The following is an 18,653-nucleotide window of genomic DNA, read 5'->3' on the forward strand; positions in this document are numbered from 1 at the left end:
CGATAGTGACGAATCGCCCACCCGGCGTTGGAGCGCCGGGTGGGCGATTCCGTGCCGGTCGTGAACGCTATTCGCCGTCCTTGGCATACGGTGACTGACTGCCGCCGTGTCCGTTCCGTTTGGCGCGCAGGGCTTGCCAGTGTCGGGGAGCCCACACGTGCCCGGCCTCGCAGCTGACCTCGTAGGGCTCGGCGCCTTCCCGGTGCGCTTCGGCGTAGACGGTCTGGGCGCAGCCGGGGCGCGGGCAGGTTCCCTCGGCGACCCGGAACCCGGCGTCGGGCCGCATCGCCTCGTTCACGGCGTCGGCCAGGCCGGTCACCTCGTCGGCGAAGTCGGCCGCCCTCGCATGGCAGCAGAGCCAATGCACGTGGATGGCCAGGAAGCCGACAAGCTTGCGGATGGCGAGCTCGTCCGGGCCCGCCACGCCGCGCTCGACGGTCACCACGCCGCTCCAGGCCGCGAGCACGCCCAGGATGTCCGACCGCACCGAGACGCCCGCGTCGCGCACGACGCCGCCCGGCCGGTGCCCGCCGACCCGCTCCGGCGGCTCGTTCGGCCGCGGGTCGAGGGCGTCGGCACACAGCTCGAACAGCGCTGGGAGCTCGATCAGGGTCTTCTCGGTGAGGTCGCGGCAGAACGGGCAGATACCCAGCCCAGGAGCGAGCTGGGGGGCCTGGCCGGGCTCGTGCCGCCTGCTGCGGCAGGTCGGCTGGTCGTGTCCGCTGTCGTCCCAGTGGTCCTCATGTCGCACCATGACGATCACTCCCAGTCCGTGCTCGGTTGGCGGTCCGCACCCCGAGGCTAGTGGGAGAGGCGACCTCTTAGCTCCGATCGGCGAGATCGGTCGGGAACCGGCAGCGGGCGATCCGCTGCGCATACCCGAAGATGCGTCTCGCTCCCCCCGAGCCGGACCATGGACCCCAGAGGCAGGACTCCGCCCTGGTGTGGCGTCGCTGCCTGGTAGAACACCCGGTACGGCTGAGGAGATTGGACGCTGACGATGACCGAGTCCGCCTGGAAAGTGGTCATGGACGAGGATGGTCTGACGATCACCGGTGACAGTTTCTCGCTCAGCACGACCACTTCCGACCCGGGTGGCCTCGATTCGGTGGTGTCCGCGCTGCAGGGCGTCTCCAGGGCCTCTTACGGGCAGTACTGCGGCCTCTCCCGCGCCATCGAGGCGGTAGGTGAGCGGTGGGGGATGCTGGTGGTCCGCGATCTTCTCGTGAACCCCAAATCCACCGCGGAACTGCACGGGGGACTGCCCGGCGTGCCGATGAACCTGTTGGCCATGCGGATCAAGGAGATGGCCTACATCGGCATCATCGAGCGGTCCGAGACCACCGACGAGGCGGGCGCCGACCAGTACCAGCTGACCGAGTACGGGCGCGGTCTGGAGGACATCCTGCTGGCGTTCGGCCGATGGGGCTCGGCGATGCTGAACGAGCCGCGGCCGGAGGACATCGTGACCGAGGACTCGATCATGGTGTCGATGCGGGCGACGTTCCTCCCCGAGGCAGCGGCCGGTCGATCCGCCCGGTTCCAGATGCACTTCGGCGAGGTGGTGATCCACGTCGTTGTCGAAGACGGACAGCTCGAGGTCGGCCGCGGCCCACTGCTCGGCGCGCCGAGGATCGAGCCCGGTCCCACCTTCAAGGACGTGCTGACCCGGGAGATGACGGTCGACGACGCGATCGCCACCGGCACCGTCAAGATCAGCGGCGACCCGACCGCGTTGCACACGTTCATCTCGATGTTCGCCCTGCCGTACCAGCCCGCGCCGCAGCGCTCCTCGGTCTAACCCACAACCCACGCTGACACCGCGAGTCGCCCCTCCCGGCAAACGAGTCGCCCCTCCCGGCAAGTGAGTTCGACATTCACGTGCCCGGACGGGGCGACTCGTTTGCCTGAAGGGGCGACTCGCGGTGTCAGCGTGGGTTTGCGGGGTCCGGGTGCGGCGAAAGGCGCGTTCGGGGGGTTCCCGAACGCGCCTTTCGTGGCACTGCGTCGCCGGTCAGGCGGCGGTGTGTTTTCTTGGTTGTGGCTGCTGGTCGACCGCGTACGGGGCAAGTGCCTCGCGCAGTTCGGCCGGTACCCGGGTGGGCACGGTGTCGTTGTTGGGGCCGCGCATGCACGCGATCCGCTGCTTTCCCCGGGCCACGACGCTTTCCTGTCCGTCCTTGAGGTGGACGTAGTCGAAGCTGAACAGGACCTGGGTCTGGGTGAGCTCGTCGAGCCGCATCCGCACCGACAGCTCGTCGAACGCGGTGATCTCGGCGAAGAACTCGCACTCAGCCATGAGGGTGAACAACTTCAGGTCGTCGTCCATGATCTCGGCCAGCACGCCGGGCGCCTCCTCGATCAGGAACCGCTCCCGGCAGTGTCCCTGCCAACGCAGATAGTTGACGTAGTACACGTTGCCGACGAAGTTCGTCTCCTCGAAGCCGACTCGATGCCTGAGCTCGTAGTACCCAGCCATGGCTTCCAGTCACTCCTCTCCCGATAGGACGGCGAACGCCACCGGGGTGGAGAGGTCGTTGACCGTGGTCACCCAGGTCGCGATCCGCGCGTCGCCCGCGGAGAGCACGACCCAGCCGTCGGACTCGACCCGGTCGACGGTGATGTCCCGCGTCGTCGTGCCGGTCTTGCGCAGGCACTCCAGCGCCGTCCAGACCCGCGTGCTCGCCACGTCGGCGTCCTCACCGGCCTCGGTCATCACCAGGTCACGGACCCGGCTCAGGCCCTCGCCGAGCAGCCCGGCCCAGTCCTGCTCCGTGCGCGGCACCACCGCCTCGACGTCGCAGCCCAGTCGGCCCGAGCCGGTCACCACGAGGCTCATGCCCGCGCCGTGCGCGGCCGAGATCGCGACGCCGTCCAGTTCCGGCTTGCCGTCCGGCCGGTACCGCACCGTCACCGGACCGCCGACGGAACGGCCTGCGGCGAGTTCGGTCTGCGCCCTGCGGTCCGCGGGGCCGTCGCCGATCGGGTCCGGCTCGACCACGACCGCGCGGCTGCCACCGAGCACCCGCTCCAGCGAACGCTCCACATAGGACCCGAGCATGGACGGCACCCACGGGCCGGAGCTGTCCTTCTTCCGGACCGCCCGCAGCGTCAGGCCTTCCCAGCGTTCGACCACCTTGCCGGACGGGGTGAGCACGTCGATGTCGTAGACGTAGCTGTCACCGTCCTGCGACCGCTCCCTGGCGTCCATGATGACGAAGTCGACGTCCTGGTCCTCGGGAGAGGACAGGTACAGCTTCTCGACCCCCTGCGGCAGCAGGGTCGCGTCGGGCACGCAGCACTGCAGCGAGTGCATCACCGCGTCGCGGGTGCCCGGGTCGGCGAGCACCCGGTCCTGCGGCAGGTAAGCGGCGAACCACGGCGCCGGCGAGGTGGTGGACAGCTCCGCCACCGCGTGCCGGGCACTTGCCCGCCGGTAGCCGGACAGCCGCTGGAACCGCTTGCCCTGGAACATGACCCCGCCGTAGAGCTCGGTGATCGGGTCGACCGGCACCGGCGCCAGCAGCATGGCCTCCCGCGACGGGCCGTCGTCGGGCAGGGCGGGCTGCGGCAGCCGCAGCGTGGCCCGGAAGTGGTCGGCGCTGAACCCGGTGTCCTCGGCGCGGATCGCCACCGACACCGTCTCGTCGTCGCGGACCAGCGCGGCCAGCCGGACGGTCGTCGCGGTGCCCGGCCGGACCACGATCGGCCGGAGGAACTCGACGTCTTCGAACATCGGCGCGCCGGTCCGGCCGAGCACGGCCGTGGCGACCTGGGTCATCGCCTCCATGCCCACCACGGCGGGGAACAGCAGGTCGCCGTCCAGCTCGTGGTCGGACAGGTACGGGTCGCTGCCCGCGGACAGCTCCACCTCGGTGACCAGCTCGACCTCCGGGTAGTGGACCATCACCCGGTCGACGAAGCGCGAGAGCGGCAGCTCCTGGCTCATGTCCAGGGGCAGCGTCGGCAGACCGCCCATCCGGCCGGTGATCGTCACCAGCGGACCGGCCGACGGGTCGGCCAGCACCTGGCGCAGCACCTTGAGGCCGTCCTCGACGGAGATCGGGGTGATGCCGTCGCGCACCAGCGCCTCGACCACACCCAGCCGCTCGCCCATCCCGGCGCCCGACCAGACCGACCACTCCATCGCCAGCGCCCGCGCGTTCGGGTGCGCCAGCTGGAAGTCGGCGGTCAGCTCGGACATCCAGTCGTTCGCGGTCGAGTAGTGCGCCTCGCCGCGCAGCCCGGCGCGGCCGATGATGCTGCCGAAGGTCATCAGCAGCTTGATCTTGTCCTGGTCCACCGCGTCGAGCACCGCGCGAAGACCGGCGATCTTGACGGCGATCGTCTGGTGGAACCGCTCCTCGGTCAGGCCCGCCAGCGCGGACGGCTCGTTGCGGCCCGCGCCGTGCAGCACGCCGGTGACCGGGCCCAGGTTGGCCTCGAACGCCGCCACGGCCCGGGCGATCTGCGCGGGGTCGGTGACGTCGGCACGCTCGTACTGGACGTCGATGCCCGCCGCGGCCATCCGGGCCAGGTTGGTCGAGATCTCCTCGTCCTGGGCCACGTCGTCGCGGCCGATCAGCGCGAGCTTGGCCCCGGAGTCCTTGGCCATGGCCAGCGCGCACTCCGCGGTGATGCCCTTCGCGCCGCCGGTGACCAGCAGCACGTCGGAGCCGTCGAGCGGGGTGCCGGTGCCGGGCTCGACCGGTGGCTGCAGCACGTGCAGCAGTGGCGCCGTCCGCTGTCCGTCGGCGTTGTAGCGGACCTCGCTGAACGCCTTGGTGGCAGTGGCTTCGAGGATCACCCGGCGCACCGCCTCGTCCACGTCCGCCGCGGTCGACGGCGCGAGGTCGGGCAGCGCGACGATCGTGGTCGGCACGCCGTTCGCCTCCAGGAACGCGGTCCTGGCCAGGCCCGACGCCCCGAACTTGTTCTGCACCACGACGAACCGGGTGTCGGCGGGCGAGTCGACCGCCGTCTGGCCCGCCTTCAGGATCAGGTCGACGTGCTGCTCGCCGCTGTCGGGCAGGCACAGCAGCACACCGTCACCGATGCCCGCCTCGGCGAGTGCGACCCGCAGCCGCTCGGCGAGCGGGTGGCCCGACGGCGCGAACACCTGCCAGGTGCCCGCCGGGCCCGTGCCGACCTTCACCCTCGGCTCCCGGGCGGGCTGGTAGTCCACCGAGAATGGCCGCACCCACTGGCCGACACCGCCGACCTCGGAGCTGCCGCCGGTGTCCCCGCCCTGCGCGGACTCGGCCAGCCCGTCGATCAGCTCGGCGAGCTCGCCCAGCGTCACGGTGGCGAAGTTGGTCGTCGCCTCCAGCGTCGGCAGCCCGAGCTGGCGGGTGACGTCGTTGACGATCTGCCCCACGGTGATCGAGCTCAGGTGCAGGTCGTCGAGCGGGTGGGTCCCCGCGGTCACGGTCTCCAGCGGCAGCTCGACGCGTTCCGCGGCGAGCGTGCGGAGCAAGTCGAGCGTGGACGGGCCGTCCTCGCCGGAACCGGTGGCCCCGGCCGACTCGGCGGCGGAGGAGGACGCGTCGACGGTGATGGCCGCGGCGAGCTGGGCCAACCCGGCGGAGAGGTCGGGGGCGGCCTCACACGGGCTCTCCAGGAAGGAGAACTCGCCGTCGAGCGGCAGCGGCCGCACGACCCGGTCGGCGAACAGCGCCTGGGCGTCCACGTCGGCGCCCAGCGCGAACGCGGCCCCGACGATGGACAGCAGCGAGCTCAGCGACTGGCTGTCAGTGTCGATCGACAGCACCGGCGTGTCCTGTGCGATGTCGCGCAGCAGACCCGCCAGCACCCGGCCGGGACCGACCTCGACCGCGAGGTCGGCGCCCGCGGCGGCCTTCGCGGCCGCCTCGTGGAAGCGGACCGGGAACACGACCTGGTCGCGCAGCAGCACCCGCAGGTCGGTGTCGGGGTCGAGCAGGTCACCGGTCACGGTGGACACCAGGTCGCGCGTCGGCCTGGTGAAGGTGAACTCGGCGAGCTGCTCGGTCATCGCGTCGGAGGCGGGCCGCACCAGCGGCGAGTGGAAGGCGTGCGAGACGTTGATCCGGTTCGCGGTGATGCCCGCGGACCGCGCCCGCTCGACCACCCGGTCCACCGCGGCGGCCTCGCCCGCGATGACCGTCTGCTTCGGCCCGTTGTATCCGGCGATCACCACCGGGGAGTCCTCGAAGAGCTGCTCGGCCCGGCTCGGCGTGGTGGCGAGACTCGCCATCGCGCCGCCGCCCTGGCTGGCGTTGGCCATGACCGCGCCGCGCGCCTTGGCCAGCCGCAGCACGTCCTCGTCGCCGATGGCGCCCGCCCAGGCCAGCGCGCTCAGCTCGCCGAGGCTGTGCCCGACCGCGACGTCGGCGTCGATACCGAGCGTCCGCAGCACCCGCATGGCCGCGACGGACCCGGCGACGATGCGCGGCTGGGCCACCTCGGTGGCCACCTGGTCGCCACCGGTCGGCACGCCCGCCGTGGTGAACACGGCCTCGGCCTCGGCGAAGCGGCGGCGGATCGCGCCGACCGCGCCCTGCCCGGATCCCTGGCCGGGGAACAGGTAGGCGATCTTCGGTGCGTTCTGCCGGTGGTCGAGGTACACGCCGTCGGCGCCGAACAGGCTCTTCGGCTCGTCCTCGTCGAGCGCGGCGAGCAGCCGGTCGATCTTGGCGGCGGCGTCGTCCGGGCCGGTCGTCACGATCGCGGCCCGCACCCGCCCGCCGGAGAGCTGTCCGGCCAGCGTGGCGGCCAGGTCGGCGACCTCGGCGAACGAGATCGCGGGCACCAGTTCGGCCAGGCCGGTGAGCTGCTCGCGCAGCGCGGCGTGGTCGGCGGCGTCGAGCAGCAGCAGCTCGGCGTCCTGCCTGCTCGCGGTCAGCGTCGCGGTGTCGCGCGGCAACTCGGCGCGCCGGGTGGTGCCGGGCGCCTGCTGCAGCGCGATGTGCGTGTTCATGCCGCCGAAGCCCATGGCCGAGACGCCCGCCCGGATCGGCTGGTCGGTCGGCCACAGCTCGGCTTCGCGCGGCACGTACAGCGCCGGGTCGTCGCCGGTGAGCTTCGGGTGCGCGTCGTAGTGGCCGGTGGCGGGCGGGATGACCTGGTGGTGGACCGCCAGCGCCGCCTTGATCAGCCCGCCGACACCCGCGGCGGCCTTGGTGTGGCCGAAGTTGCCCTTGATCGAGCTGATCGCGGCCGGGCGGGCCGCCGGGTCGGAGTTGCGCCGGGCCGAGCCGATCGCCTCGAGCTCGGTCGCGTCACCGAGCGCGGTGCCGGTGCCGTGGCCCTCGAAGTAGGCGACGGTCTCCGGGCCGTACCCGGCACGGTCGTAGGCGCGGCTGATGGCCAGCCGGTGGCCCGCCGCCTCCGGGCGGGTGATGCCGCCCTTGCCGTCCGACGACATGCCCCAGCCGGTGATCGACGCGTAGATCCGCAAGTCGCGGGCGATCGCGTCTTCCTCGCGCATCAGCACGACGACACCGGAGCCCTCGCCGGGCCAGAAGCCGTTGGAGTCCTTGTCGTAGATCTTCATCTCGCCGGTGGCCAGCGCGCCGGTCTTGGCGAAGCCGATCACCTCGAACGGGTCGATCGACAGGTCGACGCCGCCCGCGAGGCAGACGTCGAGGTCCCCGTTGGCCAGCGCGTTGGCGGCGGTGGCGATCGAGATGAGGGAGGAGGAGCAGGCGCCGTCGACGGTGTAGCCGCCGCCGCCGAGGTCGAAGTGGTTGCAGATGCGGCCCGCGATGGTGTTGGCGAGCCCACCGGCGAGGGTGTCCTCGTCGATCGGCGGGAAGGGCGCCTTGTACACCGGTTCGAGATCGCGCAGGAAGGCGCCGGTCTCGTCGGCGTCCCAGCCCTTGGCCTCCAACGCGGCGGCAAGGGTGCGCCGCACGTACGGCCAGCGCAGCCGCATCAGGTTGGCGCGGGCGAACTCGCCGGTGAGGCTGTTGCCGAAGACGACACCGGTGGCCTGCTTGGGCAGACCGGCGGCTTCGGGGAAGCCCGCGTCGGCCAGTGCCGTCGCGGCGACGTCCAGCGCCAGCCAGTGCGTCATGTCGGTCGACCGGAAGGTGCTGCCCGCGACCTTGTACTTCAGCCGGTCGAACTCGAAGTCGCGCAGCACGGCCGCCTTGTTGGCGTAGAACCGGTCCGGCGCATTCTGGTCCGGCGAGTAGTAGTCCGCTTGGTTCATCCGCCCGTCGGGCAGCCTGCGGAACGCTCGACGTCCGGACAGGACGTTCTGCCAGAGATCTTCGGTGCTAGCGGCGTCGGGATAACGAAGTCCGATGCCAACGATAGCAATTCGCTCGGAGCTCAACCTGTACCGCCCATTCCTCGACGACCATTCGTTTCGAATCGGCGCGCCTCTAGGCATGAGCCATTTGGCGCGGCGTCGAAGCCGCGTTCGACGAAAGTCCTCGAAACGGTTCCTATTTTCCTCATCAAGGGTGCAACAGGGGTGCGGGCCGTGCCATCTCCCTCTGTGCCGTGCGCCCGCTCCGATAGTGCTCCCATAGTGGTTGGTCTCCGGCGACATCGCACCGGTGGAGATGCGCGGAGACGATTGCCGAGGCGACTCTGGGAATGTCACCAGCTCCGGAGGAATCAATGCCATCATTTCTCGGTTCGCTGCGCCAGTTCGTGCTGGCGCCCAGACTGTCCGCCGTCACGTTCGCCGAGCGCGGGTTCCCCGGCGCGGGCGTTCCCGCGACCGCGCGGCTCGAAGCCATCCCGCAGGCGGTGGTGTGCGGGTTCGAGTGGGGGATCGCGGGCCGTGACCTGTGGGACGTGGAGCGTCGGCTGGAACTCGTCGAGCCGGAGCAGCGCGGGTTCGCCTATGAGGGCGCGGCGATGGCGTTCGCCGTCCGCGACGCGATGGCGGGCGGCAGCGGCAAGCTCACCCGCGAGCTGCTGCTCGGGCCGGGCGCGCCGCACGTGCTGCTCACCTACATCGGTATCGGGTTCGCCATGGCGCGGCTGCCGCGCCCGCTGTGGCGCAACATCATCCCGGACCTGACCGGCTCGCCGTACTACCCGACCATGACCTGGCTGGCCGTCGACGGCTACGGCTTCGACCTCGCCTATTTCCACACTGCCCGCTACGTCGACGAGCAGCGGGTGCCTGCGCCCTACCCGTGGGAGGGCTCGCCCGAGTACTTCCCGCGCGCGGTGGACCAGGGCATTGGGCGGGCGCTGTGGTTCATCAACGGCGCCGACCCGGTGGCCGTCGCCGCCGCCGTCGACCGGTTCGCCGAGGACCGCAGGCCGGACCTGTGGAGCGGTGTCGCGCTGGCCGCGACGTTCGCGGGCGGCTGCCCGGCCGAGGGCTTGACGCTGCTGCGCGAACTGGCGGGCGAGCACGGGCCGCAGCTCGGCGTCGGCGTGGTCTTCGCGATCAAGGCGCGGGAGTTCGCCGGACACGTGCCGGAGCACTCCGCGCTGGCCGCCGAGCGGCTGGCCGGCCTCTCCGTGTCGGACGCGGTGGCCATCGCCGACCGCACCGAAACTGACACCGCCGACACCGCCGAACCGGGCGAGGGCACTGTGCCACTTTACGAGCAGTGGCGCAGTCGAATTCGTGCGCAGTTCACCGCGGTCACGATTTCCTCGATCGGCCGGAATAGCCGACAGTCGCGCGCGAAGCGCCCGCGCGGCACCCAGCAAGCGTGAAGACGTGCTGATCACAATGGCGTGAAACCATTAATTCGTGAAACAACGACGCCGTTTGGACGACGTTTAGGGGATTGACGTGACCGGTTCATGGCGAGCGCTGCGACGTCGCCTCATGACGCCTGGCGTGGTCGAGACGACTCTCGACAAACGCGGCTTCCACAAGAAATCCCCCGAGGCTCAGGAACGACTTGAGACCGTGGGGAAAATGTTTCTCGAAGGCTATGCGCACGCGATGGAAGCCCGCACGCCCGCCGACGCGGTAGGGCCGCTGGAGCAGCTGCCGGACTGGTTGCGTGGTTTCGCCTACGAGGGCGCGGGCATGGGCCTGGCCGTGTTGGACGGCCTGCCGTTCGGCCGCTCGGACAACGTCGACCGGTTCCTGGAGACCGAGCGCGGCGAGGCGTACCGGTACCTGGTCTACGTCGGGATCGGCTGGGCGATGGCCCGCGTCCCGCGGTTCCGCTGGCCGAAGCCGGAGAGCCTGGACCCGATGCTGGTGCCCCTGGTGCTCGACGGCTACGGGTTCCACCAGGCCTACTTCAAGACCGCCCGCTACGTCGACGGCCAGTACCAGGACCCGAACTTCCCGTGGCCGGGCGGCAGGCACGGCGCCCACGCGAACAACGCCATCGACCAGGGCATCGGACGCGCGCTGTGGTTCATCGGCGGCATCGACCCGACCCTCGTGGCCGACAAGGTCGACGCGTTTCCCGAATCGAGACGCGCCGACCTGTGGGCAGGCGTCGGGCTCGCCGCCACGTACGCGGGCGGCGTCGACGACGACGAGCTGCGCACCGTGTTGCGCCGCGCGGGCCGGTTCCGCGCCAACCTGGCGCAGGGGAGCGCGTTCGCCGCGGACGCCCGCGTGCGGGCAGGCGTCATTCCCGAGCACTCGGCGCGCGCCACCCGGCAGTTCTGCGACGCGACGCCGCAAGAGGTGGCCCGGCTGACGACCGCACTGCGCCCGACACTCCCGGTCGACGGCGATGTTCCCGCTTATGAGGTCTGGCGACAGCGCCTTGCCAACGAATTCGTTTCCCTTGGAGGTGTCAACACATGACCGCGATACTTGGCATGCTGCGCAGGCAGCTGACCGGTGTCATCGCGCTCGTGGTCGTCGTCGGCTTCTTCTTCGCGGTCACGCTGCCGCAGAGTTCGGCAGAGACGAAGAACGACCTGGCGAGTACCTACGCGTTCTCCGGTCACACCCCGGCGCTGCCCGCGTCGGACAAGCAGCAGTCGATCAGGCAGGTCAACAAGGCGTACAAGCACATCGACGCCTGGATGTCCTCGGTCGGCGCGGCGGTCGCGATGAACGACCTCGATGGCGACGGCCTCCCCAACGACCTGTGCATCGTCGACCCGCGCACCGACCAGGTGATCGTGACACCGACGCCGGGCAAGGGCGAGCACCGGTACCAGCCCTTCGAGCTCGACGCGGCGCCGCTGCCGGTCAACGACGTGATGGCGCCGATGGGCTGCGTGCCCGCCGACCTCAACGAGGACGGCCGGATGGACCTGCTGATCTACATGTGGGGCCGCACCCCGGTCATCCACCTGCAGAAAGCCGACCACGGCACGCTTTCGGCCGACGCGTTCAAGCCGACCGAGGCGATTCCGGGAAACCACACGGGTCCGAACGGCGAGTACGTCGGTCCACAGTGGAACTCCAACGCGGCGACCGTCGCCGATTTCGACGGTGACGGCCACGACGACGTCTTCATCGGCAACTACTTCCCCGACGGGCCGATCATCGACCCGAGCAAGGACGGGGGCGTGACGATGAACCACTCCCTGTCCCACGCCCAGAACGGCGGCGGGAAGCACATCCTGCTGTGCAAGGGCGCCACCGCGGGACAGGACCCGACGGCCACGTTCGAGGCGGTTCCGGCTGACGTGCTCCCCGAGGAGGCCAGGAACGGCTGGACGCTGGCGGTCAGCGCCAACGACCTCGACGGCGACCTGCTGCCGGAGCTCTACATCGCGAACGACTTCGGCCAGGACCGGTTGCTGTACAACCAGTCCACGCCGGGCAAGGTGAGCTTCACCAACGTGGAGACGGCCCGCACGCCGGGCACCCCCAAGTCGAAGCGGATCGGTGAGGACTCGTTCAAGGGCATGGGCGTCGACTTCGGCGACACCAACCACGACGGACTCTACGACGCGTTCGTCTCCAACCTGACCGTCGGCTGGGGCATCGTGGAGAGCAACTTCCACTTCGTCAACACCGCGGCGAACCAGGCCGACCTGCGGGCCCGGCTGCGCAATGGCGAGGCGCCGTTCCGCGACGTCAGCGGCGGGGACGGCACCGCGTGGGCCGGCTGGTCATGGGACGTCAAGCTCGCCGACTTCGCCAACTCCGGTGAGCAGCAGATCGCCCAGACCAACGGCTTCATCAAGGGCTCGACGAACCGCTGGCCGCAGCTGCAGGAACTGGCCATGGCCAACGACGCCCTGGTGGCCAACCCGTCCTTCTGGCCCAACGCCAACGCGGGCGACGACATCGCGGGCAGCGAGACGATGCGCTTCTTCGTCAAGGGCGCCGACGGCCGCTACACCGACCTCGCCCCGGAATTGGGCCTGGCCGTGCCGATCCCGACCCGCGGCATCGCCACCGGTGACGCCGACGGCGACGGACTGCTCGACTTCGCGGTGGCCCGCCAGTACGGCGAGCCGATCTTCTACCACAACGAGGCGCGCGCTCCGGGTGGCTACCTGAACCTGGCGCTGACCCACGAGCAGCTTGCGTCGGCGGGCAGCGCCCCCGCGCCAGGCTCGCCCGCCACCGGCGCCCAGGTCACGGTGACCACGGCGGACGGCAAGAAGTACATCCAGCGGGTCGACGGCGGCAGCGGCCACGGCGGCAAGCGCAGCAGCGAGGTGCACATCGGCCTCGGTGACGCGAAGGGCGCGGTCCAGGTGCAGCTGAACTGGCGGGATCGCCAGGGCAAGGCGCATGAGCAGGTGCTGCGGCTCGATCAGGGCAAGCACTCGCTCGTGCTCGGTGACACCGCTGAGGAGAGGTGAGCAGGGAAATGGTTATCCAGGAAGCCAAGCCCGGCGGGAAACCGCCCGCGGGCGGCCCGCCGCGGCACGACCCGAAGATCATCAAGGCGCTGCGTAGGTTCGCCATCTCGATCTCCGTGTTCAACATCGTCGGTTATATCTTCCTCGGGTTCGAGCAGCCGTGGATCTGGCCGTTCGTGGCGATCGCCACCGGCTACGCCACCGAGCTCGTGTTCGAGACGATCGGCGCCCGAGTCGAGGGACGGGATCCCCGCTATCGCGGCGGCGGTCTCAAGGGTCTGATCGAGTTCCTGTTCCCGGCGCACATCACCGCCATCGCCGTGAACATGCTGATCTACGTCAACGACCGGATCTGGGTGATGATCTTCGCGGTCACCCTCGCGGTGGCCACCAAGTGGATCCTGCGGGCCCCGGTGCGCGGCAAGCTGCGCCACTACATGAACCCGTCCAACTTCGGAATCCTGATGGTGCTCGTGCTGTTCCCCTGGGGCAGCATCGCGCCGCCGTACCACTTCACCGAAGGCCTCAACGACATCGGCAGCTGGATCCTGCCCGCGGTCATCATCATCACCGGCACGATGCTGAACGCGAAGCTGACCGGCCGCATGTGGCTGATCTTCGGCTGGCTCAGTATCTTCGCGCTGCAGGCCATCGTCCGCGGGCTGTTGTTCGACACGGCGATCACCGGCGCGCTGTCGGTCATGACCGGTGTCGCGTTCATCCTCTACACCAACTACATGGTGACCGACCCCGGCACGACGCCGTCCAAGCCGTGGGCGCAGTTCGCGTTCGGCGGGGGCGTCGCGATCGTGTACGGGATCTTCATGGTGGCCCACGTCGCGTACGGCCTGTTCTTCGCCACCGCGATCGTCTGCCTGATCCGCGGGATGTTCCTGTGGGGTCTGCACTTCGTGAACAAGGCGAAGGCGCAGTTCGAGGCTGAGCAGGCGGCCAAGGTCGAGGCCGAGTCGGCCAAGCCGCCGGTCGCGGTTGTTCGCGACGACGGTGGGCAGGCCGCTCACCCGGCCGCGGCATGACCGCCTCGACCCGCCGTGTGCCACCGGGGCCGCCCCGCCGGGCGGCCCCGGGGATCCTGCGCCAGCTCCGCGCGGACCGCCTCGGCCTGATGAGCGGGGCGGTCCGCGAGTACGGCGACGCGGTCCGGGTGGCGATCGGCCCGAAGACGCTCTACATCTTCAACCACCCCGACCACGCCAAGCACGTGCTCGCGGACAACGCCGCCAACTACCACAAGGGCATCGGCTACACCGAGGCCAAGCGGGCGTTGGGCGACGGGCTGCTGACCAGCGAGGGCGCGCTGTGGAAGGAGCAGCGGCGTGCCATCCAGCCGGTGTTCCAGCACAAGCGGATCGCCGGGCGGGCCGACGTGATCATCGACGAGGCGCTCGAACTGGTGGAGCGGCTGCGCGTGCACCAGGGCGCCGGGCCGGTGGACGTGCTCAACGAGGTCACCGCGCTCACCCTCGGCGTGCTCGGCAGCACCCTGCTCGACGCCGACCTCGGCGCGTTCGAGTCGATCGGGCACTCCTTCGAGGCCGTGCAGGACCAGGCCATGTTCGAGATGGAGACCCTCGGCATGGTCCCGCAATGGCTGCCGCTCAAGGGGCAGCGGGCACTCCGCAAGGCCAGGGTTGATCTTGAGCGGATCGTGGAAACCCTGGTGGCGCAACGCAAAGGCAACCCGATCGAGTCCGGCGACGACGTCCTGACCCGGCTCATCGCCTCCACCGCCAAGGAACCCGACAAGCGGGTCGCCGACCGCCGGATGCGCGACGAGTTGGTGACGCTGCTGCTCGCCGGGCACGAGACGACGGCGAGCACGGTCGGCTGGACGCTGAACCTGGTGAGCAAGCACCCGGACGTCCGGCAGCGGCTGCACGAGGAGGCGGTGGCGGTCTACGGCGACCGCCGCCCGGCCTACGAGGACCTGACCCGGCTGCGGTACACGCACATGGTGCTCGAAGAGGCCATGCGGCTGTACCCGCCGGTGTGGATCCTGCCTCGGCGGGCGCTCGCCGACGACGAGGTCGGCGGCTACCACGTGCCGGCGGGCGCCGAGGTGCTCATCTGCCCCTACACCCTGCACCGGCACCCGAGGTACTGGCCGGAGCCGGACCGCTTCAACCCCGAGCGGTTCGACCCGGACCTGCCGTCGAACCGGCCGCGGTACGCGCACATCCCGTTCGGCGCGGGTCCCCGGTTCTGCGTCGGCAACCACCTCGGGATGATGGAGTCCGCCTTCATCATCTCCACGCTGATGCGCGACCTGCGGCTGGAGAAGGTGCCCGGCGTCGAGGTCAAGCCGGAGCCGATGATGTCGCTGCGCCTCGGCGGCGGACTCCCCTTGACCGTCGAGACATGGCGCTCCCTCCGGGAGCGCGACTCGGCCGCCTAAAGGTGACGTCTCGGGCACGTGAACACGCCAGACTTCGTCGGCGCGTTCACGCACCCGAGACGTCACCGCGGCCGAGATCTCCCCTAGTCACGAAGTGGGTGAACACCTTGAGCAATCCCGCGGCGAACCCGCACGGTCGACCCGACCCGGAGGCCCAGGCGGCGAGGTTGGCGGAGCTCCGCGCCGCCATCGCCGACGAGCGGGTCCGGGAGCTCTTCCCGTTTCGGTTCCTGGAGGCGAACGAGATCTTCGCCCGCCTCGTCGACGCGACCGCGTACCGCATCCTCACCTCGATCGACGCGCTGCCCGAGCCGACGGGCATCACCGTCCAGCAGGCCAAGAAGGAACTCTCGATCCCGTGGCGCCGCACGGTTCCGCTGAAGTTCCTGTACGAGAAGCTCTCGGACACCGGCATCCTGGAGCGACAGGACGGCCGGTACTTCCCCGGGATGGTTCCGGTGGAGGACTTCGACACCGTCGCGGCCGAGCTCGCCGAGCGTGAGCCGGGCGCCGCGGTGGCCGCCGAGATCCTGCGGACGCTGGTCGACGAGGCGGACCGCTACTTCAGCGGCGCGGCGACGGGCGACGAGATCCTCTTCGCCCCGAAGCAGCTTCCGCTCTGGCTGAAGTACTTCTCCAACGACAACCTGTTGTACGCCATCAACAACGAGATCGGCGCGGAGGCCCTCGCCCGGCTGGTGCCCGCGGACGGTGGCCCGTTCGAGATCCTCGAGATCGGTGGCGGCTGCGGCAGCGCCGCCGAACGGGCGCTGCGCCAACTCGGCGCGGACGTCACGCGCTACCGGTTCACCGAGGTCGCCGAAACCTTCGCCCGCCACGGCGACGCGGCGGCGAAGGCGGCGGCGTCGCCGTCGACGGTCGTCGAGACCGCACGCCTCGACATGACCACCTCGTGGGAGGCCCAAGGCGTCGAGCCCGGCACGTTCGACGCGGTTTACTCGGTCAACTGCTTCCATGTGGCGCCCGACCTCGATTTCGTCATCGCCGAGGCGGCGAAGGCACTCAAGCCGGGCGGGGCGGTCGTCGTCTCCGAGTGCGTCCGCCCGACGAAGCTGGCGCGGCCCATCCACGCCGAGATCATTTTCGACTTCCTGGACAGCTTCACCGACGTCATCACCGAACCGGTGAAACGGCCGACGCACGGCTTCCTGACGCCCGCGGCATGGCGTGCCACGTTCGAGGCGGCAGGCCTCGGCGAGGTGACGGTGCTTCCGGACGTCGACGCGATCGCCGAGAAATACCCGGACTTCGTGGTGGGCGCCGTGGTGGCCCGAGCGAACCCAACGGACTGATCAAGGAGCAACGATGGTCGCCATGTTGGTCCGGCTGGCGGTGCGGCGGTCGCTCCGCGACACCCGGCATGTCAAGGTCGTGGCCCCGCGCAAGGCAAGTGGGGTGGTCGCCGAGGTGTACCGGCAGGTGGAGCGGGACTTCCGCATGCTCGCACCGCCGGTGGCGCTGCACTCCGCGGCCCCGGAGGTGCTGGCCGCGTCGTGGATGATCCTGCGGGAAACCCTGCTGGCCCAAGGCGTTGCCGACCGGGCGAGCAAGGAGGCGGTGGCCACCGGGGTGTCGGTGGCCAACGAATGCCCGTACTGCGCCGATGTACACGGCATGACGCTGGCCGCCATGGCGGACGCGTCGGACAGCTCCGAGCTTGAGGCGTGGGCCCAGACGTCCGCGACCGCCGCGGTCGTGCCGCCGTTCCCCCCGGAGCAGGGCCCGGAACTGATCGGCGTCGCTGTGGCGTTCCAGTACTACAACCGCATGGTCAACGTCTTCCTGCGCGACTCGCCGTTCCCCTCGCACGTGCCGGAATCGGCCAAGCCGAAGGCGCGGCACGTGTTGGGCGGGGTCCTGCGCCCGTCGGACGGCGGCGCGCAACCCGGTGCGTCGCTGGACTTGCTGCCCGCGGTGCCGCTGCCGGAGGACCTGTCCTGGGCACTTGCCAACCCGTCCGTCGCCGACGCGTTCGCCCGCGCCTACGCGGCGGTCGAGGCGGCGGGGGAGCGGTCGGTGCCATCGAGCGTGCGCACCCTCGTCCACAATCGACTGTCCACCTGGGATGGAGAGGCGCCGGGCATCAGTCGGGCATGGGTGGAGGAGGCGGTGGCCGGGCTGCCGGAGCCCGACCGGGCGGCGGGCAAGCTCGCCTTACTCATCGCGCACGCGTCTTACCAGGTGGACGAAACCCTCGTCGACGAGTTCCGCCACACGGCGCCGGGCGACGACACGCTCATCGAACTGGCCGCGTGGGCGAGCATGACCGCGGCCCGGCGGATCAGCGTCAGGCTCGCCGCCCAGGCGGTGAACCCCACGTAGTCCGCCGTTCAACCCGGAATGCGAAACGCCGCACACGCTGTCGCGTGTGCGGCGTTTCCGCCTGGACAGAGCGTCAGGCGCGGTGGAAACGGTTCTCCGGCATCGCCTTCGGGGACGCCAATTCATGCGCGGACTCCGCCGACTGCACCGACGGTCCCGCCGGCGCGCTCGACGGGTACCGGTAGAAGGTGCCGACGACGTCCACGAGGAAGTGGGTCGTGCCCGCGTTGTTGTAGACGCGGAACCCGTTTCCGGGGCCGACCATGGTCTGCACGGCGTTGGGCACGATCGAACCCGCGGCCGGGTTCAGGTTGGACGTGCCGGGCCTGGTCGCGGCGCCCGTGGGCCACACCGTCAGATACGTCGAGGCCGTCGGCTGGACCGCGGTGACGTTGGTGGCCAGCGCCTCGGTGTCCGCCCCGGCGATGGTGTCGGGCGTGGCGATGCTCGCCGTGGCCGCCGGGCCGAGCGCCGCGGGCCAGCCTTGGCCGATCCGCGTGTCGGTGATCCGGGTGGGCACGACGGGCTCGAACCGCAGCCCGTCGGGCAGCGAACCGTCGTCGTAGACCCCGACGATGTCCACGATGATGTGGCTGTCGTTGTTGGTGTACACCGCGATCGACGGCGCACCCGTGAGGCTGCCGCAGTCCACGCACGCCATGGCGGGCACGACCGCGAAGTTCGACACCGTGGTGCCCCTGGTGTAGTTCAGCGTGGACGTGTTCGGCGCGGTGCCGTTATATCCGTTCCAGGCGCTGAGATAGCCGGAGGTGACGGGGTCGGTGGCGGTGATGTTGACCGCGAACGCGCGGATCTTCGGGTTGATCGTGGAGCCCCAGGACGCGATCGCCTTGACGTAGTAGTCGGCCGGGACCCGCCCGATGCCCCAGTCGCGGGTGTCCACGAGTCGCCCGGGATTGGCCAGCGGGTGGTACTGGCCGCCCATGTAGGTGTTGCAGCAGAGGCGGTCCTTGGCGTACCAGCCGTTGACGTCGGCGATGAGGTGGACGGGTGCGCCGTGGTTGTACAGGTTGACCGCGCCGTCCGCGCCGAGCTTCACGGTGACCGAGTTGGCCCCGGTCCACCCGTGCTTGTAGTTGAGCGACGACACGGTCGGGCGCGGCACGTCGGTGGGATAGATGGAGATGTAGCCCGAGCCTTGCGCGTCAGTGACGGTCACGTTGATCACGAC

12 protein-coding genes are annotated in these 18,653 nt (G+C 70.2%); 8 read left to right on the plus strand and 4 right to left on the minus strand.

Annotation, left to right across the window (positions count from 1 at the left end; translation table 11 throughout):
* Positions 1-67: 67 nt before the first annotated feature.
* On the minus strand, positions 68-754 hold the full coding sequence (locus tag ACUZ2Y_RS25970) for a hypothetical protein (protein WP_476323689.1): 687 nt from the start codon (positions 752-754) through the stop codon (positions 68-70).
* Between the two features lie 246 nt (positions 755-1,000).
* Between ACUZ2Y_RS25970 and ACUZ2Y_RS25975 the strand changes: the two genes are divergently transcribed.
* Entirely contained in the window at positions 1,001-1,801 is an 801-nt protein-coding gene (locus ACUZ2Y_RS25975) for a winged helix-turn-helix transcriptional regulator (RefSeq protein ID WP_476323692.1), read from the plus strand.
* A 213-nt stretch (positions 1,802-2,014) separates the two neighbouring features.
* Here ACUZ2Y_RS25975 and ACUZ2Y_RS25980 read toward each other — a convergent pair whose 3' ends face one another.
* Together ACUZ2Y_RS25980 and ACUZ2Y_RS25985 are read right to left on the minus strand one after the other, a co-directional pair.
* The gene (locus tag ACUZ2Y_RS25980) at positions 2,015-2,479 is read right to left on the minus strand and encodes an acyl-CoA thioesterase (RefSeq protein WP_476323695.1); all 465 of its coding nucleotides are present in this window, start codon (positions 2,477-2,479) and stop codon (positions 2,015-2,017) included.
* Positions 2,480-2,488: 9 nt separating this feature from the next.
* On the minus strand, positions 2,489-8,320 hold the full coding sequence (locus ACUZ2Y_RS25985; protein ID WP_476323698.1) for a type I polyketide synthase: 5,832 nt from the start codon (positions 8,318-8,320) through the stop codon (positions 2,489-2,491).
* Between the two features lie 290 nt (positions 8,321-8,610).
* Between ACUZ2Y_RS25985 and ACUZ2Y_RS25990 the strand changes: the two genes are divergently transcribed.
* The 7 genes from ACUZ2Y_RS25990 to ACUZ2Y_RS26020 all read left to right on the plus strand — a co-directional run bounded on the left by ACUZ2Y_RS25990 (position 8,611) and on the right by ACUZ2Y_RS26020 (position 17,461).
* On the plus strand, positions 8,611-9,672 hold the full coding sequence (locus tag ACUZ2Y_RS25990) for a DUF1702 family protein (RefSeq protein ID WP_476323701.1): 1,062 nt from the start codon (positions 8,611-8,613) through the stop codon (positions 9,670-9,672).
* Positions 9,673-9,772: 100 nt separating this feature from the next.
* A complete protein-coding gene (locus ACUZ2Y_RS25995; protein WP_476332072.1) occupies positions 9,773-10,735 on the plus strand; it encodes a DUF1702 family protein in 963 nt (320 codons plus the stop codon).
* Positions 10,732-12,702 carry a CRTAC1 family protein gene (locus ACUZ2Y_RS26000; protein ID WP_476323704.1) on the plus strand — a complete coding sequence of 657 codons (1,971 nt, stop codon included), beginning with the start codon at positions 10,732-10,734 and terminating at the stop codon, positions 12,700-12,702. Before ACUZ2Y_RS25995 ends, ACUZ2Y_RS26000 begins: the two co-directional genes overlap by 4 nt.
* An 8-nt stretch (positions 12,703-12,710) precedes the next feature.
* Positions 12,711-13,739 carry an enediyne biosynthesis protein gene (locus ACUZ2Y_RS26005; RefSeq protein WP_476323707.1) on the plus strand — a complete coding sequence of 343 codons (1,029 nt, stop codon included), beginning with the start codon at positions 12,711-12,713 and terminating at the stop codon, positions 13,737-13,739.
* The gene (locus ACUZ2Y_RS26010; RefSeq protein WP_476323710.1) at positions 13,736-15,118 is read left to right on the plus strand and encodes a cytochrome P450; all 1,383 of its coding nucleotides are present in this window, start codon (positions 13,736-13,738) and stop codon (positions 15,116-15,118) included. The genes ACUZ2Y_RS26005 and ACUZ2Y_RS26010 overlap by 4 nt, the downstream gene beginning before the upstream one ends.
* 107 nt (positions 15,119-15,225) lie before the next feature.
* Positions 15,226-16,431 carry a methyltransferase gene (locus tag ACUZ2Y_RS26015; protein ID WP_476323713.1) on the plus strand — a complete coding sequence of 402 codons (1,206 nt, stop codon included), beginning with the start codon at positions 15,226-15,228 and terminating at the stop codon, positions 16,429-16,431.
* A 13-nt stretch (positions 16,432-16,444) separates the two neighbouring features.
* Positions 16,445-17,461: a carboxymuconolactone decarboxylase family protein gene (locus ACUZ2Y_RS26020; RefSeq protein WP_476323716.1), complete on the plus strand. Its 1,017-nt coding sequence runs from the start codon at positions 16,445-16,447 to the stop codon at positions 17,459-17,461.
* Between the two features lie 73 nt (positions 17,462-17,534).
* On the opposite strand, the gene ACUZ2Y_RS26025 is transcribed toward ACUZ2Y_RS26020, so the two are convergent.
* A complete protein-coding gene (locus tag ACUZ2Y_RS26025; RefSeq protein WP_476323719.1) occupies positions 17,535-18,641 on the minus strand; it encodes a hypothetical protein in 1,107 nt (368 codons plus the stop codon).
* Between the last annotated feature and the right edge of the window lie 12 nt (positions 18,642-18,653).

The sequence above is a fragment of the Actinokineospora sp. UV203 genome, assembly GCF_056323665.1.

What these genes read in the sequence shown, in the direction of transcription:
- ACUZ2Y_RS25980 (WP_476323695.1), bottom strand. Translation starts at nt 2,479, where the DNA reads ATGGCTGGGTACTACGAGCTCAGGCATCGAGTCGGCTTCGAGGAGACG.
- ACUZ2Y_RS26000 (WP_476323704.1), top strand. Translation starts at nt 10,732, where the DNA reads ATGACCGCGATACTTGGCATGCTGCGCAGGCAGCTGACCGGTGTCATC.
- ACUZ2Y_RS25970 (WP_476323689.1), bottom strand. Translation starts at nt 754, where the DNA reads ATGGTGCGACATGAGGACCACTGGGACGACAGCGGACACGACCAGCCG.
- ACUZ2Y_RS25975 (WP_476323692.1), top strand. Translation starts at nt 1,001, where the DNA reads ATGACCGAGTCCGCCTGGAAAGTGGTCATGGACGAGGATGGTCTGACG.
- ACUZ2Y_RS26005 (WP_476323707.1), top strand. Translation starts at nt 12,711, where the DNA reads ATGGTTATCCAGGAAGCCAAGCCCGGCGGGAAACCGCCCGCGGGCGGC.
- ACUZ2Y_RS26020 (WP_476323716.1), top strand. Translation starts at nt 16,445, where the DNA reads ATGGTCGCCATGTTGGTCCGGCTGGCGGTGCGGCGGTCGCTCCGCGAC.
- ACUZ2Y_RS25990 (WP_476323701.1), top strand. Translation starts at nt 8,611, where the DNA reads ATGCCATCATTTCTCGGTTCGCTGCGCCAGTTCGTGCTGGCGCCCAGA.
- ACUZ2Y_RS26010 (WP_476323710.1), top strand. Translation starts at nt 13,736, where the DNA reads ATGACCGCCTCGACCCGCCGTGTGCCACCGGGGCCGCCCCGCCGGGCG.